This window comes from Hydrogenophaga sedimenti (genome assembly GCF_051857515.1).
GTDB lineage: Bacteria > Pseudomonadota > Gammaproteobacteria > Burkholderiales > Burkholderiaceae_C > Hydrogenophaga.
On the sequence record NZ_JBPZHA010000010.1, the window covers coordinates 46,097 to 69,031 of the forward strand.

Below are 22,935 nucleotides of genomic sequence, written 5' to 3' on the forward strand. Positions count from 1 at the left end.
GTTCTCACCATGCGTCCTGCTCCCTTGCGGCCTGCTGCCGCACTCGCAACCAACCCGGCCGCTGCCGCGCAGCCACAGCGTTATCTGACCAACGACGAAGCCGCCGACTATCTGCGGCTGTCGCCGCGCACGCTGGAGAAGCAGCGCGTGCTAGGTGGCGGCCCCAAGTTCCGCAAGTTCGGCCGCCGCGTTATGTACGCCGTGGCTGACCTCGATGCTTGGGCCGCCGAGCGCAGCTACGAAACCACGTCCGATCCCGAATACGCCGAGCAGCACTCGGCGGACGGCCGTGCGCGCTGACCGCTGGCGCGCGGGTGGCCTTCGCCATGTCCAGCTCTGCGCTGCCGTTCCGGCAGCCGCCCGTGCCGGAGCGCGAACAGCTCGACCTGTTCCGCGCCCTGCCGGGCGACATGGCGCCGCGCGACAGCCAGGACTTGATGGCCTTTCCGTTCTTCTCGCTGGCGAAGTCGCGGCGCGTGGCGCCTATCGACTTCCGCGCCAGCGGCATCACGATCCGCGTGGAGGGCACGCAGGAGCATGGCATCGCGACGATTTGGGACGCGGACGTGCTGATCTGGGCGGCCTCGCAGATCGTGGAGGCGCGCGACGCGGGCTTGCGCCCATCGCGGCTGATGCAGGCCACGCCCTACGAGATTCTGCGCTTCATCGGGCGCGGTACGTCGCTGCGCGACTACCAGCGCCTCAAGGCCGCGCTGGATCGTCTTCAGTCCACGACGGTGGCCACGTCGATCCGCGAGACCACGGGAAGACGGCTGCATCGCTTCTCGTGGATCAACGAGTGGAAGGAGCTGGCCGATGCCAAGGGCACGCCCTTGGGACTCGAATTGATCCTGCCGGACTGGTTCTTTGCCGGCGTCATGGACGCCGCCCTGGTGCTGACCATCGACCCGGCGTATTTCCGGCTGACGGGCGGGATCGAGCGATGGCTGTACCGGCTGGTGCGCAAGCACGGTGGGCGCCAGCCGGGCGGCTGGCAGTTCGACTTCAGGCACCTGCACCGCAAGTCGGGCAGCACCGCGAAGCCTTACGACTTCGCCTGCGACCTGCGTGCGCTGGTCGCGCGGCAGTCGCTGCCGGGCTACGTGCTGGGCATCGAGCGACTGGATGGCGCCGAGCTGCTGACCTTCCGGCCCGTGCCGCAAACGGCACGGGGATAACCGGGACAAAGCCTGTGGACGGGCTCGTGCTATCAGGCGTGCCAGGTATCGTGCTATCAGGCGTGGGACTGTCGTGCTATCAGGCGTGTCTATCGGCCGCAAAGCCAATGCTGGCGCGGGTTTCGGCGTCCCTTAACTTCCCTAACTTAAATTCTCTAACTTTTAGTAGAAGCGCCGCGCCTCGGTGGACAACCACCACGCGGCACGAAAACCAGCAGCAACAGCCGGACTTTCCAACGCGGAGGGCCAGGCCATGATCGTCGCGCTGCTCAACCAGAAAGGCGGCGTGGGCAAGACCACGCTTGCCACCCACATCGCCGGCGAGCTGGCGATGCGCGGGCAGTCGGTCATCCTGCTGGATGCCGACCCGCAAGGCTCCGCGCTGGACTGGACGCAGCGCAGAAGCCAGCAAGGCTTGCCAAGGCTGTTCGGCGCCGTGGGCCTGGCACGCGAAACCTTGCACCAGGAGGCGCCAGACCTCGCCAGGCGAGCCGATCACGTCGTCATCGACGGGCCGCCGCGCATCGCCGCCTTGGCGCGCTCCGCGCTGCTGGCGGCAGAGCGCGTGCTGATTCCGGTGCAGCCCAGCCCCTACGACCTCTGGGCTTCTGCCGAGATGGTGGCGCTGATCCGCGAGGCACAGGTGTTCCGGCCTGCGCTGCGCTCGGCCTTCGTCATCAATCGGCGCGTCAGCACCACCGTGATCGGGCGCGAAGCACGCAGCGCGCTGACCGAGCAGCCGCTTCCTGCGCTGCACGCGGAAGTGCATCAGCGCATCGTGTTCGCCGACAGCGTGGCCGCTGGCCGGCTCGCACGCGAGACGGCGCCCGACAGCTCCGCCGCGCGCGAAATCACCGCGCTGGTCGATGAACTGCTGCGGTGGCCGTCATGAGCACTCCTGCCAGCAAGCGCACGGGCAAGCGCATCGGCATCGGCGCCCGCCCGCCCGCGAATCCGCACGCCGAGGCGTGGATTCGCCAGGGCAGTGCCGATGACCTCCAGAAAGGCGACCTCTACACGGCCCGCCTGACCCTCGACATCACGCCCGCCATGCGGGCGCGCATCAAGGTATCGGCCTTCACGCAAGGCGTGACGGTGGCCGATCTGTTGCGCGCGCTGCTGGAACGGGAATTCCCGGAGAAGTCCTCATGAACACACCCGCCTCGACGGCTTCGATTGCATCGGCGGTGCCGTCCATCCCGCCTGTCGGCGTGGCCGACGGCGTGCCGCTGACGCGCGTTGCGCTCGCATACATCGACCAACGCTTCGACCTCTACCTGCGCTTCGGTGATCCTGCCCGCATCATCCGGTTCGACCGCTGGCGCCGCTGCGCGGTGTTCACGCCGAATGCGGTTCTCTGCCGCATCCGCTGGCAGGCCAACGACTACGGCACGATTCGCTGGCAGCTCATGGTGATGCAGGCGTGCATGCCTATGGATGGCGCACAGCGCATCCCCGGTGTGCAGCCGGGCGCGCGCCTGTTGCTGCACGCCGAGGGTGAGCAATCGGTGCGCGCCGCGCTGGAGCGCATCGACGGAATCGAAGCGCTGGGCATCGCGCCCGCTTCCGCCTCGCCCGCCTACTGGCGCACGCTGGGCAATCGGCTCGCGGCGCGTCTGCCGCTGCCCGAGTACACCGCCGAGCGGCACGCCACCTGGCTGGCCGGGAGGGCGCTGCCATGACGCTCCCATTCGCCGTTGCCGGTGCAACCGGCATCCAGCCGCGTCCTCGTTCGCGCCTGTGCGCTCGCATCGTTCTGGCGGGTCTATCCGCCTGCGGCCTCGCTGCCCTGGCCTGGGCGTCCTTCGTGCATCCGCTGCCGCGCCTGACCTACAACCCGTCCGACAGCGTGGCGGTCGGCTGGTATCGCGTCGATCCGCTCGACCATCGCACCAGCTCGCCGCCACGTCGGCTGGAAGTGGGCAGCATCGTGCTGGTTCCGCTACCCGCCGAAGCTGCCGCGCTCGCTGCGCAGCGCGGCTACCTGCCGACGCGCATCCCGCTGCTCAAGCGCGTGGGCGCGGTGGCGCCGCAAGAGGTGTGCATCGCCGACGGCAGCGTCCGCATCAACGGCGTGCCTTCGGCCGCCGTGCTGCCTGCCGATCGCTGGGGCCGACCACTGCCATCCTGGGAGCAGTGCCGCCACCTTCGGCCTGGCGAGCTGTTCCTGCTCAGCGTCACCAATCCGGCGTCATTCGACAGCCGGTATTTCGGACCGGTCAGTGCATCCGCCGTGATCGGCGTCGCGCGCCCGGTCTGGCTGGAGTCGCGCCCATGATGGCCGCCGATTCGCTGCACGTCGCCGTGCGTCCTGTCGTGCTATCCGGCGTGTCATTCCGACTGCTATTGCCATGTCGTCGCGCGTGCAGTGCGAGCGCATCCGCGCGGCACTTCGCGCTGCCTCCGGCGCAGCCGTCCCACGTGCAGGCGTCTTGCCTCGAACACGGCTGGCCTGCGGCCATCGCCGCGTTCGCCGGTGCGCTGGCTGCTGGTGCAGCCTTGCCACCGGGCCGCAGTTGCCGGGAGCGAAAACCTGGAGTGCTAGGGGAGGCAAATGCGGAAGGCAAGACAAAAGGGTGCGGCACCTGTCGGCCCGCAAAGCCAGTCTGCACATGGGGGTGGCGCGACACGCAGCGGCTTCGCCGCCGTGCCGCGTGAGGCGCGAAGCCCGCGCCGATGCGGGCATGTCCGCGTGCTTCGCACGCCCGGACACGCCAGAACTTGCAAGGAGCACAGCCATGACCGACCGCCGCGACGACGATTTCCGCATCCGTCCCAGCGCCCCGAAGAACCGGGGCCAGAGCTTCGTCTCCAAGGTACTCAAGCAGGCGGGCAAGGCCAGCAGCGGCAAGTCGGCGGTGCGCCGTCCTGGCGGCAGTAGCAAGAGTGCCGGCTCCGGCCAGCGGCCCGGCTCACGCTTGGGACGCGGCCACACGGCGGCGCGCTTCGCGGGGGCGAAGCTCACGTCCATGTCGCGGCGTGTGACCATCAAGACGCTGCTGCTCAATCAGCACCGAGCCAGCCCGCAGTCGCTTGCCAAGCACCTGCGCTATATCGAGCGCGATGGTGTGGGCCGCGATGGCGAGTCGGGCCAAGCCTACGGGCCGCAGACCGATGCCGCCGACCTCGATGCGTTCAAGGAACGCTGCGCCGACGACCGGCATCACTTCCGCTTCATCCTTTCGCCCGAAGATGGCGCGGAGCTGGAAGACCTGCGCACCTATACCCGGCACCTCATGGGTCGCATGGAGGCCGACCTTGGCACGGGCCTCGATTGGGTGGCCGTCAATCACTGGAACACCGACAACCCGCACACGCACATCGTCGTGCGCGGGCGCGACGACACCGGCAAAGACCTCATCATCGCGGGCGACTACATCGCCGATGGGTTCCGCCATCGCGCCGCCGAACTGGCGACCGAATGGCTGGGCCCGCGCACCGAGCTGGAGATCCAGCAGACCTTGCGGCGCGAGGTGGATCAGGAGCGGTGGACGAGCCTGGATCGCACCTTGAAGCGCGAGGCCGGCGACGATGGCATGGTGCATGTCGAACGGCTCAACGAACCCCGACTGCAACGCCAGCGTCTGCTGCTGATCGGCAGGTTGCAGCGTTTGCAGCGCCTGGGCCTGGCCGACGAGGCCCAGCCCGGCACGTGGACCGTCCACAACGATGCGGAAAAGACCCTGCGCGCCCTGGGCGAGCGCGGCGACATCATCCGCACCATGCAGCGGGCCATGCGCGGCGAGCCGCGCGAACTGGCGGTGTTCGAGCCTGGGGACGATGGCCGAACCATCCTCGGCCGCGTGGCCGCGAAGGGGCTGGCCGACGAACTGCACGACCGGGGCTATCTGGTCATCGACGGCGTGGACGGCATGGCCCACTACGTTGCGCTCAACGCCCGCGACGAGCTGGCGAACTATCCGACCGGCGCTGTGGTGGAGGCAAGGAGATCGGCTGACGTGCGCGCGGCCGACAAGAACATCGCCGCGTTGGCGAGCGATGGCCTGTACCGCACCGACCACCACCTTGCCATCGCGCAGGGTCAGGCCCTGCCCGGCCGCGATCCGCAGGAAGTGGTCGCGTCCCACGTCCGCCGGCTGGAAGCCTTGCGCCGTGCCGGTATCGTGGAACGGGTGGCCGAGGGGCTATGGAAGGTGCCGGGCGACCTGCCCGAGCAGGGCCGTCGCTACGATGCGCAGCGCCTGGGCGGCGTGGCGGTGGAGCTGAAATCGCACCTGCCCATCGAGCGGCAGGCCCGCGTGATCGGAGCCACCTGGCTCGACCAGCAGTTGATCGGCGGCGGCTCGGGCCTGGGCAACCTGGGCTTTGGCAGCGAGGTCAACCAGGCGATGCAGCAGCGCGCCGAATTCCTGGCCGAACAGGGGCTGGCAGAGCGGCGCGGGCAGCGCGTAATCCTCGCGCGCAATCTATTGGCGACACTACGCGATCGGGATGTGATTCGGGCTGCCAAGGATATTGCCACCGAAACCGGGCTGAAACACCGTCTGGCGGCCGATGGCCAGCGCGTGACCGGCATCTACCGACGCAGCCTCATGCTCGCCAGTGGCCGCTTTGCCATGCTCGATGATGGTATGGGGTTCAGCTTGGTGCCATGGACGCCTGTCATCGAACAACGACTCGGCATGCTGATTTCTGCGCAGGTACATGGTGGCACCGTATCCTGGCAAATCCGACGGCAGCAGGGTTTATCCGTTACCTGACGCCAGCAGCAATTAAGCACCCACCGACCGGATGCGTCTACAGCCGTTCAGCGTCCGGCAAACTGCGGGACTTGCTTTGCGACGAACGCGCGGACCGCTTCCAGCGAATCTGTGGTTTTCGAGGCTCGATTCATTTCGGCCGCCTCCAGCCTCAATGAGGTCGCCAGATCACTCTCGAAGGCAGCGAGTTGCAGGCGCTTGGCGCCCGCATAACCTTGCGTTGGTCCGACCGAAAATTGCACCGCCATACGCCGCGCTTCGTCCAGCAGGCTCTCGCCAGGAACCACTTTCTCGACCAATCCCCAGGCCAAGGCCTCGTCCGAACTGACTACGCGATTGGTCAAGATCATGTCTCGTGCGCGTCGTCCACCCACTGCGCGTGGAAGTAGCCAGCTGATGCCGAAATCCCCCGCGTATCCGAGGCCGGTATGGGCCGCCACAAACTTCGTCCCACTTGCGGCAATCAGGTAGTCAGAGACCAAGGCAAGCCCGAGACCGCCTCCGGCTACCGCGCCTTGTACAGCGCAGACTACCGGGAACGGCAGGCTGGCGAATTGAGGAATCATGCTTTCGGCCACTCTCAGTTCGTCATCGACCAAAGTAGACAACGCATCGCCCGCGGCCACCATTTCTTCGATGTCACCTCCGCAACTGAACATCCGGCCCTCACCGCGCAGCAGTAAAGCTCGAATCGAGCCATCGCGTTCGACATCTGCAATGACACCAGCGAGCACGTTTACGACCGACGTGCTCAACGCATTCATTTTTTTTGGCGAGTTGAGTGTTATGGTCGCGACGGCACCATTCTTTTCGAGAATTACCGGATTTCCAGGCATGCTGACGTTCCCTGATTGATCAAAATTTCAGCGTCAGCGCGGCGCCATGCGAATGGCACCATCCACACGAATGGACTCGGCATTCATGTAGCCGCAAGTAACGAGAAACTCGACGGCCTGCGCGAATTCATCGGGGTCGCCTAAACGCTTGGGAAAGGGCACGCTGGCCGCCAGCGCCTGTTTGACGTTGTCCGGCAGGCCCAGCAGCAACGGTGTACCGAAGATCCCCGGCATGATGGTGTTGATCCGGATCCCTTCGTCCATCATGTCGCGCGCGATTGGCAGGGTCATGCCCACGATGGCTGCCTTGCTGGCCGCATAGCTGGCCTGGCCGACCTGGCCGTCCTGCGCGGCGGCCGAAGCGGTGTTGACGATGGCGCCGCGGTCGCCATCGGCCAGCGGCGCGAGCGTCAACATGCCCGCAGCTGACTTGGCGATGCAGCGGAAGGTGCCCACCAGGTTGATCTGAATGATGCGATTGAAACGATCTGCCGCGCATGGGCGGATTTCGCCGGTTTTCTTGTCGCGGCTGACAGTCTTGACGGCATCGGCAGTGCCGGCGCAGTTGACCAGAATGCGTTCCTGCCCAATGGCCGCGCGGGCCTTGGCGAAGGCGGCGTCCACCTGCTCCTCGGACATCACGTCCACATTGCAGTAAACGCCGCCGAGTTCGCTAGCCAACGCCTGGCCGACGGTTTCGTTCATGTCGAAGATGGCGACTTTGACGCCATGGCTGGCCAAACGCCGGGCCGTGGCGGCTCCCAGGCCGGAAGCGCCCCCGGTGATGACGGCAGAGATGTCGGAGTTCAGTTGCATGGTTTTTCCTCGATGGGTGAGAAACAGGCGCTATTGGCCGGTAAAGTTGGGTGTGCGCTTGCCTAGGAATGCCGCTTGCCCTTCCAGGTTGTCGGCCGAACGCAAAGCGACGAGGAAATTGCGCTTCTCATGCTCCAGGCCTTGCGCGAGCGGAGTTTCAAAGCTGGCCAGTGCCGCATCTTTCGCCAGCGCCACGGCCAGCGGCGAATTGGCTGCAATCCGGTTGGCCATCGCCAACGCCGTCGGCAGGGCCTGGCCATCAGCCGTCACTTCGGCGACCATGCCTGCATCGCAAGCCATGCGGGCGTCGATGAAATCGCCGGTCAGCAGCAGGGCCATGGCCTTGGACTTGCCGATAGCGTGGATCAGGCGCTGCGTGCCCCCGGCACCCGGAATGGCGCCCAGCTTGACTTCCGGCACACCGAAATTGGCGGACTCGCCAGCGATCGCGATGTCGCAGGCCAGCGCTAATTCTGTGCCGCCGCCCAGCGCGAGCTTTTCCACCGCTGCGATGACGGGCTTGGGGAAGCGCTCCAGTTCCGACCAAAAGTGGCCGCCTGCCGCCGCACGATCGCCCAGCAGCGGCTCGGCGCGCAGCGCATCGAAGGCCGTGATGTCGGCCCCGGCGCAGAACACGCCCTCGGCGCCGGTGATGATGACCGCGCGCACGGTATCGTCGTCGCGCAGTTGCACAAGCTGCGCACGCAGGCCATCGAATACCGCGCGGTTCAAGCTGTTCTTCGCGCGCGGGCGGTTGATGGTCAAGGTGGCGATGGCGCCATCGCGGCTGACGAGCACTTCGCTGGCTTCGCTCATGGTGGCCCCGCTCATCCAAGCCGCTCGATGATGGTGGCGTTGGCCGTGCCCGAGGCCTCGCAAATCGTCTGCAGGCCATAGCGGCCGCCCCGGCGCTCCAGCTCGCACAGCAGGTCAGTGAGCATGCGCGCGCCGGTAGAGCCCAGCGGATGGCCGATGGCTATCGAGCCGCCGTTGACGTTGAGGCGGTCGTCCAGGATGCCGAACTCCTGCTGAAACATCAGCGGCACGCCTCCGAAGGCCTCGTTGACTTCGAACAGATCGATATCGTCGAGGGTCAGACCCGATTCCTTCAGTGCCTTGCGGGTGGCGTCGAGCACAGCGGTGAACTGGATCACCGGGTCGGCGGCGGCCACGGCGGTGCTGACGAAGCGCGCACGCGGCTTCAGGCCGTGTTGCTTGGCGTAGGCACGGCTGGCGATCAGCAGCGCGGCGGCGCCGTCGCTGATCTGCGATGAGTTGGCGGCCGTGGTGGCGCCGTCGGCGGCAAACACGGCTTTCAGCGTGGCCATCTTCTCGGGGTTGGGGTCCGCGCGCACGCCCTCGTCGGCGGCGACGACCGGGCTGTCCGGATCGGCCGGATCCTCGGTCAGCCGCACCAGTTGATCCTTGACGCGGCCAGCCTGCGAGGCCTCGGTGGCCCGCCGATGGCTACGCACGGCGAAGGCATCCAGGGCCTCGCGCGTGAGGCCAAAGCGCTTGTTCATCAACTCCGAGGAAGCGCCCTGCGGTATCAGCGGGTTGTCCTGGTAGCGCGCCAGTTCGCTCGGGCTGTATTGCGCGCCAAGCGGCGCACCAGGCTTGAATGACGGCGGCATGGGCGCCTGCGACATCGACTCCACCCCGGCGCCGATGACCAACTGGTAGGCACCCGCTTGAATACCGTGCACAGCAAAGCTCACCGCCTGCTGGCCGGAGCCGCATTGCCGGTCGACCGTCACCGCCGGAACGGATTCGGGCAGCCCCGCCGCCAGCACGGCATGCCGGCCCAGGTTGCCGTGCTGCTGGTCCCACTGCAGCACGCAGCCGACGATCACATCGTCCAGATCGGCCGGGTTGATGCCGGAGTGCTCGACCAGTTGGCGCAGCGTCTCGCCCAACAAATCGACGGGATGCCATTTCTGCAGGCGCCCGCCGCGCTTGCCCACGGGGGTGCGCAGCGCACCGACGATGACGGGTTCATGGTCTTTCATGTTGTTCTCCTGGATAAAAAAGCCGGCGTCACTCGGCGTAGCGATCCGCGTGCTCGGCGCGTATACGCTTCTTGTCGAGCTTGCCGACGCTGGTCTTGGGGATGGCCTCGACGAACAGGACCTGATCCGGCAACTGCCACTTGGCGAAGGCGCTGGTCAGGTGTTCCTGCAGTTGTTCCTGGGTCGCCTGCTGGCCAGGCTTCAGCACCACCAGGGCCAGCGGCCTCTCCTGCCACTTCGGATGCGGAACGCCGACAACTGCGGCGTCGCGCACGGCGGGGTGACCCATGAGCAGGTTTTCCATGTCGATGGAAGAAATCCATTCGCCGCCGCTCTTGATCACGTCCTTGATGCGGTCGGTGACCTTGAGGTAGCCGTTCTCGTCCACCGTGCCGACATCGCCCGAGCGCCACCAGCCGCCTTCCAGGAAGCGGTCTGCGGAGTCGGGCATGTCGTGGTAGCTGGCCGTGATCCAGGGGCCGCGCACGCAGATCTCGCCTGCCGACTTTCCGTCATGCGGCAAGTCCTTGTCGTCGGCATCGACGATGCGGATGTCCACCCCGGTCAGCACCAGACCTTGCTTGCGCTTCAGGTTCCAGCGCTCTTCCTCGGTCAGGCGCTTCTTGAGCGTGGACTTGAGGCGGTTCATCGTCACCAGCGTCGTGGCTTCGGTGGCGCCGTAGCCATGCACCACCTCGGCACCGGTGAGTTTGTAGAAACCGATCATCATCGACAGCGGCGGCTCGGAGGCGCCGGACAGCATGCGCATGCGGCTGAAGTCCGGCTTGACCGGCATCGTCTCGATGTACTGCAGCATGGGCTGGAAGATGGCCGGTGCGCCGTTGGCGACCGTCACGCCCTCGGCGATCATGGCGTCAACCAGGGGCTTGGTGTCCTCGGCGACATAGCGGCCCGGCAGCACGATCTTGTCGCCCAGCAGCGTGGCGGCCTGCGGCAAGCCCCAGCATTGCCCGTGGAACATGGGGGTGATGAGCATCACACAGTCGTCCAGCGTCATGCCCAGATTGGTGGCCATGCCCGTGGAATGCATGTAGATGCCGCGGTGCGAGTAGTACACGCCCTTGGGCCTGCCCGTGGTGCCGGTGGTGTAGCAGGCGCTGTAGGCCGAGGTTTCGTCGATCTCGGGCCAGTCGATCTGGGTGTCGGCGGCGGCCAGCAGGTCTTCGTAGTGCAGCAGCGGTTTCAGCGTGGTCTTGATCTGGTCCAGCGGCTTGTCGGTCATGACAATCCAGCCCTTGATCTGGGGCGAATTCGCTGCGACGGATTCGGCAATGGGTAGTAATGACTCGTCCACGCAAACGTAGGACACCTTGCTGTGGTCGACCACGTAGCCCAGGTCCTCTGGGCCCAGGCGCAGATTCATCTGCAACATGACAGCACCCAGGCCGGGAATAGACCAGTACAGCTCGAAGTGACGTCGGCTGTTCCAGTCCAGGATGCCGACCCGGTCGCCGGGCTCGACACCGAGCGCGCGCAGCGCATTGGCGCTGCGGCAGACGCGCGCGTAGCAGTCGGCATAGGTGTAGCGATCCCAGCCGCCATCGGGTGTGCGGTAGACGATCTCCTGGTCCCCATGGGTGCGCGCGGCGTGCCGGATCAGCGTCGTGGTGTTGAGCTGGCGGTCGTTGCCCGTGGTGGACGGGCAGCCGCGGACGATGTGGGTGGTAGCAGTCATTTCTTTGTCTCCTGGGTGGTGGTTGCGTTGAGTGCCTGGAACCGTGGGGCCGGGGCCGCTTCGATGGCGCCGAAAGAGGTGGTCTGGTAGATGCCCCGTACCGCGTTGTGCGGATGCCGCACTGCCTCGGCCAGGCTGAGAACGGGTGCAAAGCAGGCGTCGCTGCCTTCAAGCAGCGCGCACCAGTGCGCCTGGGGCTGGGTGCGGATGAGGGCCGCGATGCGCTCCTTCAACGCCGGCCACGCCGCCGTGTCGTACTGGTCTGCAGGGTTCACGTCCGCCAGGCCCAACTTGGACAACAGCAATGCGTAGAACGGCGGCTCGATCGCGCCGAGGCTGATGAAGCCACCGTCGGCGCAGACGTACACGTCATAGAACGGCGAATCGTGGAACGGGCTCGGCTGTGCGCCGTCGATCTGCCCGTTGGCGCGAATCCAGTGCACCAGCGTGCCCAGCATGGCCACGATGTCCACGATGGCTGCGTCCACAACCCGGCCACGGCCGGTGGCCCGTGCATCGACCAGCGCGCAGGCGATGCCAAAAGCCATGCCTAGCGCCCCGGCACCGTCCCCGAGTACCGAGGGCGGCACGATGGGCGCCTGCCCCCTGTGCGCCGACAGCGACAGCAGGCCCGTCAGCGCGACGTAGTTCAGGTCGTGGCCCGCGGCCTGGGCAAGCGGCCCGTCCTGGCCCCAGCCCGTCATCCGGCCATAGACCAGTCGGGGATTGCGCGCCGCGCAATCTGCGGGGCCAAAGCCCAGCCGCTCCATCACCCCTGGGCGAAAGCCTTCGATTAGGGCGTCGGCCTGGGCAATCAGCTCCAGTGCGCGCGCCTTGCCACCTGGCGACTTCAGGTCGATGACCTCGACCTTCTTACCGCGGTGCAGCGGGTTCTCCACCGTCCCGCCCAGCCGCTGCGCCCCAGCAGCCTGCTCGGCCCGTGCCAGCGCGATCACCTCGGCGCCCATGTCGACCAGCATCCTGGCGGCCAGAGGGCCTGGACCGATGCCCTCAAACTCCACCACACGGACGCCGTGCAGCGGCAACTGCAGCGTGTGCGACGTGTGCGGCATGTTCACAGCTTCCTCGAAACCAGGTCTTTCAGGACCTCGTTGGCACCGCCGTAGATCTTCTGCACTCGCGAAGCGGCATACATCCGCGCGATCGGGTACTCGGCCATGTAGCCGTAGCCGCCGAACAATTGGAGACACTCGTCCACCACGCGGCACTGCTGTTCGGTGCACCACCACTTGGCCATGTAGGCGGCCTCGTTGTCGAGTGTGCCGTCCAGCAGTCGCTGGGTACAGTCGTTGACGAAGCTGCGCACCACATGCGCGATGGTCGCCATCTCGGCCAGCTTTTGGCGCGTTGTCTGCATGTCGAACAGAGGCGCGCCGAATATCTTGCGCTGCTTCGTGTATTCGATGGTGAGCTCCAACGCCCGGTCGATGACGGCCGCCGCCGGCACTGCAATGACCATGCGCTCGTAGGGCAACGCGCCCATTAGTTGCCCAAAGCCTTGGCCTTCAACGCCCCCCAGCAGTTGGTCGGCTGGAACGCGCACGCTGTCGAAGAAAAGCTCCGCCGTGTCCGAGGCCTGCATGCCGATCTTTTCAAGCAGGCGGCCCACACGAAAGCCTGGCAGGTTCTCGGTCTCCAATACGAACAGCGACACCCCTTTGCTGCCCGCGCCACTGGTGCGCGCCGCGACGATCAGCAGGTTTCCGGTGAAGCCGTTGGTGATGAAGGTCTTGGCGCCGTCGATCACGTAGTGGTCGCCGTCGCGCCGGGCCCGCGTGGAGATGGCCTTCAGATCCGAGCCGCAGCCCGGCTCGGTCATCGCGATTGCGGCCAGCATCTCGCCGTTCGTCACCTTGGGCAGCCAGCGCTGCTTTTGCGCTTCGGTGCCGAAGTCCAGGATGTAATGCGACGCGATGGTGTGCACCGCGATATTGACCGGCATCTCGGCCTTGGCCAGTTCGTCCTGCACCACCAGCTGGTAGGCGAGGCTGGCGCCGGCACCACCATAGGTCTCGGGCATCTCGGGCAGCAGAAAGCTCATCTCGCCGAACGGACGCCAGACCTCGCGCGGGATGTAGCCCTGGCGGCGCCATTCGTCGAGCCGGGGAGTAAATTCGGCGGCAACGTAGCGGCGCACCTGCTCGCGAAAGGCGTCGATCTCGCCGTCCATCCAGGCGTGGCGATACAGCTGTGGCAGCATGAGCGTGTCTCCTTGTATGTTGGCTTCTGACCCCGCGCCGGGCGTTCCGCACAGCGCCACTGCCGAAGTGCTTTGGGGGATGCGACAATCGTAATAATTGGCCCCTGCAAGGGCGATGGCGGATTGCCTCAATCAACTGACAAATAACTTCGTTCGGCCCGTGCGACCGGCGTTGACCCCTTCGATCACACGCCATGCTGCAACCCGTCTTTACTGCTCCTATCTTCGCCGTGCATGGCCTGCTGGACGGCGCGCGCGGCAAGGGGCTGGCCACGCAAGAATGGCTGGAGGGCGTGCTGGGGCGCGCAGGCATCAGCGAATCGCTACTGGATCTGGAGGATTCGCGCGTAACCGTGGAGCAGTTCAACGCGCTGTTTATCGCCGTCAAGGACAGCCTGAACGACGAGTGCCTGGGCTACCTGCATGGGCGGCCCATGCGCCCGGGCAGCTTCGCGCTAATGGTGCGCAGCGCGTTCACTGCCCATTCGTTGTCATACGCCCTGCGTCGCCTGAGCGAATCCTTCGCCCTGCTGCAGGACGACGTGGCGCTGGTGCCCGTGACCGAGGGCGCGCTGGGGGGCTTCGCGCTGGAGATGCGCGGCGGCGCGGGCGCACATGCCGAATTCCTTCACGCACATCTGCTGCGCGTGTTCTGGCGCTTGCTGCTGTGGCTGCACGGCGGCCGGCTGGTGCCGCAGCGATTCGACTTCAATTTTGCGCAGCCGCTCCATGCGATGAGCTACGGGCGCATCTTTTCCGGTACGCTGTGCTTCGGGCAGCCGCGCACGGCCGCCTGGTTCGACGCCGACGCCTTCAAACAGCCGGTGCGGCGCGATCGGGACGCGCTGCAGTCCTTCCTGCGCGCCACGCCGGGCAACGTGGTGGGTCCGCACCTGAACGAGCGCAGCGCCAGCGCGCGGGTCCGCATGGTGCTGCAGCGGGCCAGCCCCGAATGGCCCGACCTGGCCGTCACCGCGCAGCGCCTGCACATGTCGGTGAGCGCGTTGCAGCGGCACCTGGCCACCGAGGGCACTTCCTTCCAGGCACTGAAGGACCAACTGCGGCGCGACATGGCGATCGTGCGCCTGACCAGCAGCGAAGCCTCGCTCATCGCCATCGCCGCCGACCTGGGCTTCACCGACAGCACCGCCTTCCAGCGCGCCTTCAAGGTCTGGACCGGCAGCGCGCCGGGAGCCTACCGCGCCCGCTCGCGCAGCGGGCAGCACCCTACATAGAGGCATTCGACCAATTCCGGCACGGCCACGAGGCTGTAGCCGACCACCGAGAAGATCGGCGCCTTCATAGCTGCCGGGCCTTGGCCCACATCGAGCGAGGCTCTCGTGCGCTCAAGAGACTGTTTGCAGCCCTTGAGGCAGTTGCACCGACGGCAGCGCAGCGACAGGCTGCGCCAGGAAGCAGATGTTTTCCGTCAGCCTATCGAGGTCATTCGTCATTGCCACCCGTTGAGGCTGACTTCTAAGCTTCCTAAGCTAAAACTGAACTCGCACTGCATAGGAGTGATGGCTGTGTGCCATTTGGAGCGGCACTGCCAGAATGTAAATCAAGCATCATGACCGACGCAGCCCCGGCACTCTCGTATCCGTTCTCGGATCTCCCACTCCCTGGCCAAGCCACGGAAATCAAGCCTGGTGTGCTGTGGCTGCGCATGCTGCTGCCGTTTTCCCTGGATCACATCAACCTCTGGGCATTGAGCGACGGTCCTGGTTGGGCGGTCGTGGACACGGGCATTCGCAGCGTGGACGTCAGGAACGCGTGGCTCGCCTTGCTCGCTCCGCAGGGGCCGCTAGCCGGCCGTCCCATCTCCCGTGTGATAGCGACGCACATGCACCCGGATCATGTGGGCATGGCGGGATGGTTGACACGTCGCTTCGAATGCGCGCTTTGGATGACACGAGACGAGTATTTGAGCTGTCGGGTGATGCTTGCCGATACGGGGCGGGAAGCGCCAGTCGATGGCGTTCGCTTCTATCGGAGGGCCGGATGGAGCGACACCGAGGTGGATGAGTACCGCACCCGGTTCGGTGACTTCGGTAAGATGATCCATCCATTGCCTGACAGCTTTGTGCGGCTCACGGATGGCCAGATGTTGCGGATCGGGGACCAGGAATGGGAAGTCATCGTCGGCACAGGACATTCCCCCGAGCACGCGTGCTTCTACTCGCGCGAACTGGATTTGCTGATATCGGGGGATCAGGTTCTTCCCAGGATCAGTTCCAATACCTCCGTGTACGCCACCGAGCCGCATGCGAATCCTCTGCAGGGCTGGCTCGATTCCATCGACCGGTTGATGCAACGCGTACCTGGGAGCGCCCTGATTCTGCCTGCCCACAACGAACCTTTCCATGGCCTGCACCTACGGTTGGAGCAACTGCGTGCGAGCACCGTCAGAGGCACCGACCGCGTCAGGCAACAACTTGTGCAGCCTCTGAGGGTCATCGACCTGGTTCGCGCCCTGTACCGTTCGTCCATTGTTGCGGAGCAAATGCACCTCAACCTCGCGACCGGAGAGACGCTCGCCCACCTAAACTATCTCGACCAGCGTGGGGAAATCGTGTCTGCAGAAGACGAAGACGGTGCAATGCGCTATCGGCTCGCCTGATGCACTAATTTGCCCTCAAGGATATAGAAGTAACCCAATCAAGCCTGTCATTGACTGGGTTCTTTGCTGATGTGTTTCGAGAGCAATGAGTCCTTGCACCAGCGCGTCGTGTACGGCCTCCAGTTCTTTGAACACCGTGTTGGCAAACCAATCCTGGCACGGCACCTTCCACAGATGCTCGACCGGGTTCAGCTCAAGGCTGGCAGAAACTCTAGGCGCATATTCTGTGGCACATCCAAGTGACCCGCGATGTGCCAACCCGCCTGATCCATGACCATCATGATGAACTCGACGGCATGGCGTCGCGCCATCTCGGCCAGGAACACCTGCATCGTCTCAGCGTTGGCCCAGGGCAGCACCAGAGAGTCAATCACGCCATCGTGCGTGCTGACGGCGGCGAAGGCGTACAGGGTCTGGCGTTGAGGCGTGCGCCGACGATGGGGCGTGAGCCCCTGGGCACCCAACACTGCCGGGGTGTTCCCAGCAGGCAGAAGCGCCCTTCGTGCTGGAATATCAGCCGCACGGGCGACCATATTCAGCTTGACGCCTGACCTCTTGGCGCACTTGAACAGTGCTCTCAGAAAGGGGCCGTTTGTCATTCGATCGGGGCGCTTCGTCATCGCGGCTCGCAGCACCGGCACCTAGGATTCCTTGTGTGCGCTGGACGACATGTAGCGGAGCGGCGATGACCGCCGCCCCACGATCCAGAGCCTAACCCAAAGGAGACAAACACGTGTGCCAAATCGACATGCAGAAGCTCGCCGACGACGCTCGCTTCAACCGCTTTCATGCCAAGGTGCTTCTGTGGTGCCTGTTGATTCTCATCATCGACGGCTATGACATCGCCGTGGTGGGCATCGCCCTGCCGTCCATCATGCAGCAGATGGGCGTGAACGCATCGACTGCCGGTTTCATGGCCAGTTCGGCCCTGTTCGGCATGATGTTCGGCGCCATGGTTCTGGGCACGCTGTCCGACCGGATTGGTCGGCGCTGGGCCCTCTCCATTGGCGTCATGCTGTTCAGCGTGTTCACCGCGGCCGCCGGATTCACCAAGGATCCCATCAGCTTCAGCGTGGTGCGCTTCATCGCGGGCCTGGGGATTGGCGGTGTGCTGCCGGTCATCGTGGCACAGATGGTCGAGTACTCGCCCAAGAAGATCCGCAGCCTGATGACGGCGCTGATGACTTCGGGCTACGCACTGGGCGGCATCCTGGCCGCGGTGCTCGGCAAGCAGCTGATCGGCGAGTACGGCTGGCAGGTCGTTTTCATCGCAGCGGGTGTGCCGGTCCTGCTGATTCCGTTCATCCTGAAGCTGGTGCCGGAATCAATGACCTACCTGATCTCGCGCAGCCGCAACGGCGAACTGGCCGAAGTGGCCCGTAATCTCCAGCCGGGAGTCAAGCACCCGGCGGACGCCCAGTTCGTCGTGCCCACCGCCGACCGCGTGGCGGGTGCGCCGGTCTCCCGGCTGTTCCAGGACGGGCGAGGCCCGAGCACGGTGCTGTTCTGGATCGCCTTCTTCTCGGGCCTGTTCATGGTCTATGCGCTCAGCAGCTGGCTGACCAAGCTGATGGCTATGGCTGGCTACAGCCTGGGGTCTGCCCTCAGCTTCGTGATCGCGCTGAACGTTGGCGCCATCATCGGTGCCGTGGGAGGCGGGTGGCTCGCCGACAAGTTCAACATCAAGTGGGTGCTGGTGGGGATGTATGCGCTGGGCGGCGTGCTGCTGTACCTGATGACGTTCCAGACCTCGACCGAGCTGCGTTATCTGATCATCGGCGCGGTCGGCGCCTGCACCACCGGCGCGCAATTGGTGGCCTATGCCTACTGCGGGCAGTTTTACCCGATGTCCATCCGCTCGACCGGCATCGGCATGGCCTCCGGCGTGGGGCGCCTGGGCGCGATCGCGGCGCCGCTGCTAATCGGCCAGATCGTTGCGCTTGAGCTGCCGCTGGAGCAGAACTTCCTGGTGATCGGGGCTTTCGGGATCATCGGCTCGATCGCCCTGGCGTTCATCAGGCATGGCGGCCCGGCGTCGGTGGGCCCGCAAGAGGCTGCACGCGAGTTGCGCCCGTCGCAACAGACGCCGCAAAACGCCTGATCGTAGCCATCAAGGAAATTCGCTGTGTCTGTCTACATAGCCCCCCTGCGCGAAATGCTGTTCGCCATGAAAGAGGTCGGCGGCCTGGACGCGATCTGCGCCCAGCCGGACCATGAAGAAACCACGCCCGACCTGGTCGAGGCCATCCTGCAGGAGGCGGCTAATTACGCCGCTGGCGTGCTGGATCCGCTCAACCACCCCGGCGACGTGCAGGGCGCGCGCTGGCACGATGGTCGGGTCACGCCCGCCGACGGCTTTCGCGAAGCCTGGGCCAGCTTCTGCGAGAACGGCTGGAACGGCATGCCCGCTGCCACCGAATGGGGCGGCCAGGGCCTGCCCACGCTGGTCTCCACCGCCGTGCTGGAGATGTGGAAGTCGTCCAACCTCGCGTTCAGCCTGTGCCAGATGCTCACGCTGGGCGCGGTGGAGGCCATTGCGCACCATGGCAGCGACGCACTCCAGCGCCGCTTCCTGGCACCCATGGTCGAGGGCCGCTGGACGGGCACCATGAACCTCACCGAGCCCCAGGCCGGCTCCGACCTGGCCGCGCTGCGCAGCCGTGCCGTACACGAGGGCGACCACTACCGCGTCAGCGGCAACAAGATCTTCATCACCTGGGGCGAGCACGACATGGCCGAGAACATCGTGCACCTGGTGCTGGCGCGCCTACCCGATGCGCCACCGGGGGTGAAAGGCATCTCGCTGTTCCTGTGCCCGAAGTACCTGGTCAACGACGATGGCACCCTGGGCGAACGCAACGACTTGGCCTGCACGTCGATTGAGCACAAGATGGGCATCCACGGCAGCCCCACGGCGTCGATGAGTTTTGGCGACAGCGGCGGCGCTATCGGCTACCTGGTCGGCGAGCCGCACCAGGGGCTGGCCTGCATGTTCACCATGATGAACCACGCGCGGCTGAACGTTGGCCTGGAAGGCGTGGGCATTTCCGAGCGCGCCTACCAGCGCGCACGCGCCTATGCGCTGGAGCGGGTGCAGGGCAAGCCGCTGATCAGCGGCAGCACCGCCATCGCAGGCCACCCGGACGTGCGGCGCATGCTGATGGACATGAAGGCCCGCACCGAGGCCATGCGCGCGCTGGCCTACTTCTGCGCCGGTCAGATGGACCGCGCCGCGGGCCACGCCGATGCGCAGGAGCGCGCGCAGGCGCAGGCCCTGGTCGGCCTGCTGATACCGGTGGTCAAAGGCTGGTGTACCGACAGCGCGCAGGGCATCACGTCCGACGGCGTGCAGGTGCATGGCGGCATGGGCTACGTCGAGGAAACCGGCGCCTCGCAGCACATGCGCGACGCGCGCATCACGACCATCTACGAAGGCACCACGGGCATCCAGGCCAACGACCTGATCGGCCGCAAGCTGGCACGCGAGGGCGGGCGCACGCTGAAGGCGCTGCTGGGCCGCATCGACGGCGATGCGCGCCGGTTGGTCGAATCGCCCGATGCAGTGCTGGCGCAGATCGGCCGCGCGTTGGCAGCCGCTGCCCAGGCGCTGGACGAAGCGGCCGACTGGCTGCTGGCCCACGACGGTCAACCCGCGCAGTGCGCGGCGGGCGCCGTGCCCTTCCTGCGGCTGGCGGGCACCGTGATCGGCGGCTGGCTGTCGGCGCGCATGGCCGAAGCCGCTACCGCGCAACTCGCGGCGGGCGCGGGCGATGCGGGCTTTCTCGGTACCAAGCGCGCCACAGCCAGCCATTACGCGGCGCATGTCCTGGTGCAGGCGCCGATGCTGCGCGACATCGTCACGGGCGGCGCCGCCAGCACGCTGGCCCTGGCGGACGATCAACTCTGAATGATCCTGAAAGGAAACCCTCCCATGAAAATCCTGGTTCCCGTCAAGCGGGTGGTTGACTACAACGTCAAGGTCCGCGTCAAGAGCGATGGCAGCGGCGTGGACATCGCCAATGTCAAGATGAGCATGAACCCCTTCGACGAGATTGCCGTCGAAGAGGCTGTGCGGCTCAGGGAGAAAGGCGCGGCAACGGAGATCGTCGCCGTCTCGTGCGGCGTGTCTCAATGCCAGGAGACGCTGCGCACCGCCATGGCCATCGGTGCCGACCGCGGCATCCTAGTCGAGACCAATGAAGAACTGCAGCCGCTGGCCGTGGCTAAGCTGCTCAAGGCCCTGATCGACAAGGAACAGCCCGGCCTCGTGATCCTGGGCAAGCAGGCCATCGACGACGACTGCAACCAGACCGGCCAGATGCTGGCGGCGCTGGCCGGTCTGCCGCAAGCCACCTTCGCCTCCAAGGTCGAGCTCGCCGGCGACAAGGCAGCCGTGACCCGCGAAGTGGACGGCGGCCTGGAAACCCTCAGCCTCACGCTGCCCGCGGTCATCACCGCCGACCTGCGCCTGAACGAACCGCGCTACGTCACCTTGCCCAACATCATGAAGGCCAAGAAAAAGCCGCTGGACACCATCAAGCCCGAAGACCTCGGCGTTCAAGTCGCCCCACGCCTGAAGACCCTGAAGGTGACCGAACCCGCCAAGCGCGGCGCCGGCGTGAAGGTGGCTGACGTGGCCGCCCTGGTCGAAAAACTCAAGAACGAAGCGAAGGTGATCTAAATGTCGGTACTCGTTATTGCTGAACACGACAACGCATCCATCAAGGGCGCAACCCTGAACACCGTGACGGCCGCAGCCGCTTGCGGTGGCGACGTGCACGTGCTGGTGGCCGGTGAAAACGCCGGTGCAGCCGCCCAGGCCGCAGCGCAAATCGCCGGCGTCGCCAAGGTCATCCACGCCGACGGCGCCAGCCTGAAGAACGGCCTGGCCGAGAACGTCGCCGCGCAAGTGCTGGCCATCGCCGGCAACTACAGCCACATCCTGTTCCCGGCCACGGCCGGCGGCAAGAACGTGGCCCCGCGCGTGGCCGCCAAGCTCGACGTCGCCCAGATCAGCGACATCACCAAGGTGGTGAGCGCCGACACCTTCGAACGCCCCATCTACGCCGGCAATGCCATCGCTACCGTGCAAAGCTGCGACGCCACCAAAGTCATCACCGTGCGCACCACCGGCTTCGACGCCACAGCGGCGACCGGAGGCAACGCAGCAGTGGAAACGCCAACCGCAGCGGCAGACACCGGCAAGAGCAGCTACGTGGGCAGCGAAATCGCCAAGAGCGACCGGCCCGAACTGACGGCGGCCAAGATCATCGTCTCCGGCGGCCGTGCGCTGGGCAGCAAGGAAAAATTCGACGAAGTCATCACCCCGCTGGCCGACAAGCTGGGCGCGGCCATCGGCGCGAGCCGCGCGGCGGTGGATGCGGGCTACGCGCCCAATGACCTGCAGGTGGGCCAGACCGGCAAGATCGTGGCGCCGCAGCTGTACGTGGCGGCGGGCATCTCGGGGGCGATCCAGCACCTGGCGGGCATGAAGGACTCCAAGGTGATCGTGGCGATCAACAAGGACCCGGAGGCGCCGATCTTCAGCGTGGCCGACTACGGGCTGGAGGCGGACCTGTTCGCGGCTGTGCCGGAACTCGTCAAGGCCTTTTAACTTGGATGAGATACACCATGGAGCTTCGGCATTTGCGTTGCTTTATAGCGGTGGCCGAAGAACTTCACTTTGGCCGCGCAGCGGAAAAGCTGCACATCGATCAGTCCCCTTTGTCGCGCACCATCAAGGAGATAGAGGAAGAGCTCGGGGCGCAACTGTTCACGCGAACCACGCGAAGCACCCGCCTGACCTTTGCCGGAATGGCATTCCTGGAGCGGGTGCCGCGAATCTTCGAAGCTCTGAAACAGGCGTGTGACGGCGTCAAGTCCGCCGCCAGTGGGTTTCAGGGACAGTTGCGCATCGCTTTGTCCGATGGCATCACGCCCTCGCGAATGCCGACGCTGCTGGCACGGAGCCGAGAGGAAGATCCAGAGATTGACATTCGGTTATTTGAGGTGCCGTTGGACCAACAGATCAAGGGTCTGCACGATGACCTGTATGACGTCGGCTTTTCGATGGCCGAAGAGGTGGGCGACGGCATTGTGGTCAGGCCTGCGTGGGAAGACGAGCTGATGGTGGCGGTCCCAGCTCGCCATCCTGTGCTGGCCCACAAGCACGTTCCGTTGGAAGAAGTGTTGCGCTATCCGCTGGCGCTATGCGATCCGGCGATATGCGAAGGCCATGCACGCCAAGTTGATCGCGTTTTGCAGCGCTACGAGCAACAGCCACTGATCGCCCAGCGCGTGGCGTCCTATGAGGTGATGATGACCTTAGTCTCCGCCGGATTGGCACTTGGTTTGGCGGGCGCCGCGCACATTGCATCCGGCCGTGGGCCAGGTGTTGTGGCCCGGCGCTTGGCGGGCAAGTCGCAGATGCTGGCCACGTATCTGCTGCACCGTGACGTGGAGCCCTCCGAAATGCTGGCTCGGTTCATCGCACGAGTGGACTCCATTGATTCGGCGGATGGCTCCAGCGCCGCCGAGGACTCCTGATCCACCTGCTGAAAGGACCCAAGCCATGCCCCGATTCCTGCCGCTGCTGATGGCCGCTGCACTGACAGCCTCCTGTGGGCCATCCCAACCGACGGAAACCGTGGACTTCCTCGTGGCCCATCCTGAGCGTCTCAAGGAAGTCCAGCGCCTGTGCAAGGAAGAGCGCGCGAAGGCCGGCGAAGAACTCTGCCGACGTGCCGCCGAGGCCGCGAATCGCCGCTTCTTCGGTGATCGGCCGGAGCAGAAGCCTCAATAGGGCACCCCTCCGTCGCGGCGCGGCGACGAAGGTCTC

At 65.6% G+C, this 22,935-nt stretch carries 23 protein-coding genes; 15 read left to right on the forward strand and 8 right to left on the reverse strand.

All coding sequences use genetic code 11. From position 1 onward, the window contains the following. Positions 1–9 precede the first annotated feature (9 nt). The 7 genes from ACS5NL_RS16405 to ACS5NL_RS16435 all read left to right on the forward strand — a co-directional run bounded on the left by ACS5NL_RS16405 (position 10) and on the right by ACS5NL_RS16435 (position 5,899). Entirely contained in the window at positions 10–300 is a 291-nt protein-coding gene (locus tag ACS5NL_RS16405; protein WP_015014612.1) for a helix-turn-helix transcriptional regulator, read from the forward strand. A 26-nt stretch (positions 301–326) separates the two neighbouring features. Next, on the forward strand, positions 327–1,178 hold the full coding sequence (locus ACS5NL_RS16410) for a replication initiator protein A (protein WP_015014611.1): 852 nt from the start codon (positions 327–329) through the stop codon (positions 1,176–1,178). A 253-nt stretch (positions 1,179–1,431) separates the two neighbouring features. Continuing rightward, on the forward strand, positions 1,432–2,070 hold the full coding sequence (gene parA / locus ACS5NL_RS16415) for a ParA family partition ATPase (protein ID WP_015014610.1): 639 nt from the start codon (positions 1,432–1,434) through the stop codon (positions 2,068–2,070). Further along, positions 2,067–2,330, forward strand: a complete 264-nt coding sequence (locus ACS5NL_RS16420; protein WP_003056186.1) for a hypothetical protein — start codon at positions 2,067–2,069, stop codon at positions 2,328–2,330. The genes parA and ACS5NL_RS16420 overlap by 4 nt, the downstream gene beginning before the upstream one ends. Beyond that, positions 2,327–2,860: a DUF2840 domain-containing protein gene (locus ACS5NL_RS16425; protein ID WP_015014608.1), complete on the forward strand. Its 534-nt coding sequence runs from the start codon at positions 2,327–2,329 to the stop codon at positions 2,858–2,860. Before ACS5NL_RS16420 ends, ACS5NL_RS16425 begins: the two co-directional genes overlap by 4 nt. Further along, on the forward strand, positions 2,857–3,456 hold the full coding sequence (locus tag ACS5NL_RS16430) for a S26 family signal peptidase (RefSeq protein ID WP_015014607.1): 600 nt from the start codon (positions 2,857–2,859) through the stop codon (positions 3,454–3,456). The genes ACS5NL_RS16425 and ACS5NL_RS16430 overlap by 4 nt, the downstream gene beginning before the upstream one ends. Positions 3,457–3,916: 460 nt before the next feature. Then, complete coding sequence (locus tag ACS5NL_RS16435; RefSeq protein ID WP_108625259.1) at positions 3,917–5,899, forward strand: relaxase/mobilization nuclease domain-containing protein; 1,983 nt, start codon at positions 3,917–3,919, stop codon at positions 5,897–5,899. A gap of 47 nt (positions 5,900–5,946) precedes the next feature. Here ACS5NL_RS16435 and ACS5NL_RS16440 read toward each other — a convergent pair whose 3' ends face one another. From ACS5NL_RS16440 to ACS5NL_RS16470, 7 genes are read right to left on the reverse strand one after another with little or no spacing between them, the layout of a single operon-like run. Continuing rightward, positions 5,947–6,735 carry an enoyl-CoA hydratase/isomerase family protein gene (locus tag ACS5NL_RS16440; protein WP_015014605.1) on the reverse strand — a complete coding sequence of 263 codons (789 nt, stop codon included), beginning with the start codon at positions 6,733–6,735 and terminating at the stop codon, positions 5,947–5,949. Positions 6,736–6,768: 33 nt separating this feature from the next. After that, positions 6,769–7,551: an SDR family NAD(P)-dependent oxidoreductase gene (locus ACS5NL_RS16445; RefSeq protein WP_015014604.1), complete on the reverse strand. Its 783-nt coding sequence runs from the start codon at positions 7,549–7,551 to the stop codon at positions 6,769–6,771. 30 nt (positions 7,552–7,581) lie between these two features. Continuing rightward, the gene (locus ACS5NL_RS16450) at positions 7,582–8,367 is read right to left on the reverse strand and encodes an enoyl-CoA hydratase/isomerase family protein (RefSeq protein WP_015014603.1); all 786 of its coding nucleotides are present in this window, start codon (positions 8,365–8,367) and stop codon (positions 7,582–7,584) included. Between the two features lie 11 nt (positions 8,368–8,378). Next, positions 8,379–9,560, reverse strand: a complete 1,182-nt coding sequence (locus tag ACS5NL_RS16455) for a thiolase family protein (protein ID WP_015014602.1) — start codon at positions 9,558–9,560, stop codon at positions 8,379–8,381. 28 nt (positions 9,561–9,588) lie between these two features. Continuing rightward, positions 9,589–11,256 carry a long-chain fatty acid--CoA ligase gene (locus tag ACS5NL_RS16460; protein WP_015014601.1) on the reverse strand — a complete coding sequence of 556 codons (1,668 nt, stop codon included), beginning with the start codon at positions 11,254–11,256 and terminating at the stop codon, positions 9,589–9,591. Next, a complete protein-coding gene (locus tag ACS5NL_RS16465; protein WP_015014600.1) occupies positions 11,253–12,329 on the reverse strand; it encodes a CaiB/BaiF CoA transferase family protein in 1,077 nt (358 codons plus the stop codon). Before ACS5NL_RS16465 ends, ACS5NL_RS16460 begins: the two co-directional genes overlap by 4 nt. A 2-nt stretch (positions 12,330–12,331) precedes the next feature. Further along, complete coding sequence (locus ACS5NL_RS16470; protein ID WP_015014599.1) at positions 12,332–13,477, reverse strand: acyl-CoA dehydrogenase family protein; 1,146 nt, start codon at positions 13,475–13,477, stop codon at positions 12,332–12,334. Between the two features lie 194 nt (positions 13,478–13,671). Here ACS5NL_RS16470 and ACS5NL_RS16475 point away from each other — a divergent pair, with 194 nt between their 5' ends. Both ACS5NL_RS16475 and ACS5NL_RS16480 read left to right on the forward strand, forming a co-directional pair. Continuing rightward, positions 13,672–14,712, forward strand: coding sequence for an AraC family transcriptional regulator (locus ACS5NL_RS16475; RefSeq protein WP_439354979.1), 1,041 nt, complete (start codon positions 13,672–13,674; stop codon positions 14,710–14,712). 335 nt (positions 14,713–15,047) lie between these two features. Further along, the gene (locus tag ACS5NL_RS16480; RefSeq protein WP_015014597.1) at positions 15,048–16,097 is read left to right on the forward strand and encodes an MBL fold metallo-hydrolase; all 1,050 of its coding nucleotides are present in this window, start codon (positions 15,048–15,050) and stop codon (positions 16,095–16,097) included. 188 nt (positions 16,098–16,285) lie between these two features. Here the strand turns inward: ACS5NL_RS16480 and ACS5NL_RS16485 are convergent, their stop codons facing one another. Next, positions 16,286–16,738 carry a transposase gene (locus ACS5NL_RS16485; RefSeq protein WP_015014596.1) on the reverse strand — a complete coding sequence of 151 codons (453 nt, stop codon included), beginning with the start codon at positions 16,736–16,738 and terminating at the stop codon, positions 16,286–16,288. A gap of 92 nt (positions 16,739–16,830) precedes the next feature. On the opposite strand from ACS5NL_RS16485, the gene ACS5NL_RS16490 reads away from it, so the two are divergent. From ACS5NL_RS16490 to ACS5NL_RS16515, 6 genes are read left to right on the forward strand one after another with little or no spacing between them, the layout of a single operon-like run. Continuing rightward, complete coding sequence (locus ACS5NL_RS16490; protein WP_012436225.1) at positions 16,831–18,198, forward strand: MFS transporter; 1,368 nt, start codon at positions 16,831–16,833, stop codon at positions 18,196–18,198. A 24-nt stretch (positions 18,199–18,222) separates the two neighbouring features. Next, the gene (locus tag ACS5NL_RS16495) at positions 18,223–20,004 is read left to right on the forward strand and encodes an acyl-CoA dehydrogenase (RefSeq protein ID WP_108625260.1); all 1,782 of its coding nucleotides are present in this window, start codon (positions 18,223–18,225) and stop codon (positions 20,002–20,004) included. A 24-nt stretch (positions 20,005–20,028) separates the two neighbouring features. Beyond that, on the forward strand, positions 20,029–20,778 hold the full coding sequence (locus tag ACS5NL_RS16500; protein WP_015014594.1) for an electron transfer flavoprotein subunit beta/FixA family protein: 750 nt from the start codon (positions 20,029–20,031) through the stop codon (positions 20,776–20,778). Next, positions 20,779–21,711, forward strand: coding sequence for an electron transfer flavoprotein subunit alpha/FixB family protein (locus ACS5NL_RS16505; RefSeq protein WP_015014593.1), 933 nt, complete (start codon positions 20,779–20,781; stop codon positions 21,709–21,711). It begins immediately after the preceding gene. 17 nt (positions 21,712–21,728) lie between these two features. Further along, entirely contained in the window at positions 21,729–22,643 is a 915-nt protein-coding gene (locus ACS5NL_RS16510) for a LysR family transcriptional regulator (protein WP_015014592.1), read from the forward strand. 25 nt (positions 22,644–22,668) lie between these two features. After that, complete coding sequence (locus tag ACS5NL_RS16515; RefSeq protein WP_015014591.1) at positions 22,669–22,899, forward strand: EexN family lipoprotein; 231 nt, start codon at positions 22,669–22,671, stop codon at positions 22,897–22,899. Positions 22,900–22,935 lie beyond the last annotated feature (36 nt).

Bases quoted from the DNA above. Each gene is read 5' to 3' on its own strand.
- parA (WP_015014610.1), top strand. From the start codon at position 1,432: ATGATCGTCGCGCTGCTCAACCAGAAAGGCGGCGTGGGCAAGACCACG.
- ACS5NL_RS16425 (WP_015014608.1), top strand. From the start codon at position 2,327: ATGAACACACCCGCCTCGACGGCTTCGATTGCATCGGCGGTGCCGTCC.
- ACS5NL_RS16440 (WP_015014605.1), bottom strand. From the start codon at position 6,735: ATGCCTGGAAATCCGGTAATTCTCGAAAAGAATGGTGCCGTCGCGACC.
- ACS5NL_RS16405 (WP_015014612.1), top strand. From the start codon at position 10: ATGCGTCCTGCTCCCTTGCGGCCTGCTGCCGCACTCGCAACCAACCCG.
- ACS5NL_RS16430 (WP_015014607.1), top strand. From the start codon at position 2,857: ATGACGCTCCCATTCGCCGTTGCCGGTGCAACCGGCATCCAGCCGCGT.
- ACS5NL_RS16420 (WP_003056186.1), top strand. From the start codon at position 2,067: ATGAGCACTCCTGCCAGCAAGCGCACGGGCAAGCGCATCGGCATCGGC.
- ACS5NL_RS16470 (WP_015014599.1), bottom strand. From the start codon at position 13,477: ATGCTGCCACAGCTGTATCGCCACGCCTGGATGGACGGCGAGATCGAC.
- ACS5NL_RS16500 (WP_015014594.1), top strand. From the start codon at position 20,029: ATGAAAATCCTGGTTCCCGTCAAGCGGGTGGTTGACTACAACGTCAAG.
- ACS5NL_RS16510 (WP_015014592.1), top strand. From the start codon at position 21,729: ATGGAGCTTCGGCATTTGCGTTGCTTTATAGCGGTGGCCGAAGAACTT.
- ACS5NL_RS16445 (WP_015014604.1), bottom strand. From the start codon at position 7,551: ATGCAACTGAACTCCGACATCTCTGCCGTCATCACCGGGGGCGCTTCC.
- ACS5NL_RS16475 (WP_439354979.1), top strand. From the start codon at position 13,672: ATGCTGCAACCCGTCTTTACTGCTCCTATCTTCGCCGTGCATGGCCTG.
- ACS5NL_RS16455 (WP_015014602.1), bottom strand. From the start codon at position 9,560: ATGAAAGACCATGAACCCGTCATCGTCGGTGCGCTGCGCACCCCCGTG.
- ACS5NL_RS16410 (WP_015014611.1), top strand. From the start codon at position 327: ATGTCCAGCTCTGCGCTGCCGTTCCGGCAGCCGCCCGTGCCGGAGCGC.
- ACS5NL_RS16460 (WP_015014601.1), bottom strand. From the start codon at position 11,256: ATGACTGCTACCACCCACATCGTCCGCGGCTGCCCGTCCACCACGGGC.
- ACS5NL_RS16435 (WP_108625259.1), top strand. From the start codon at position 3,917: ATGACCGACCGCCGCGACGACGATTTCCGCATCCGTCCCAGCGCCCCG.
- ACS5NL_RS16505 (WP_015014593.1), top strand. From the start codon at position 20,779: ATGTCGGTACTCGTTATTGCTGAACACGACAACGCATCCATCAAGGGC.
- ACS5NL_RS16465 (WP_015014600.1), bottom strand. From the start codon at position 12,329: ATGCCGCACACGTCGCACACGCTGCAGTTGCCGCTGCACGGCGTCCGT.
- ACS5NL_RS16480 (WP_015014597.1), top strand. From the start codon at position 15,048: ATGACCGACGCAGCCCCGGCACTCTCGTATCCGTTCTCGGATCTCCCA.
- ACS5NL_RS16450 (WP_015014603.1), bottom strand. From the start codon at position 8,367: ATGAGCGAAGCCAGCGAAGTGCTCGTCAGCCGCGATGGCGCCATCGCC.
- ACS5NL_RS16515 (WP_015014591.1), top strand. From the start codon at position 22,669: ATGCCCCGATTCCTGCCGCTGCTGATGGCCGCTGCACTGACAGCCTCC.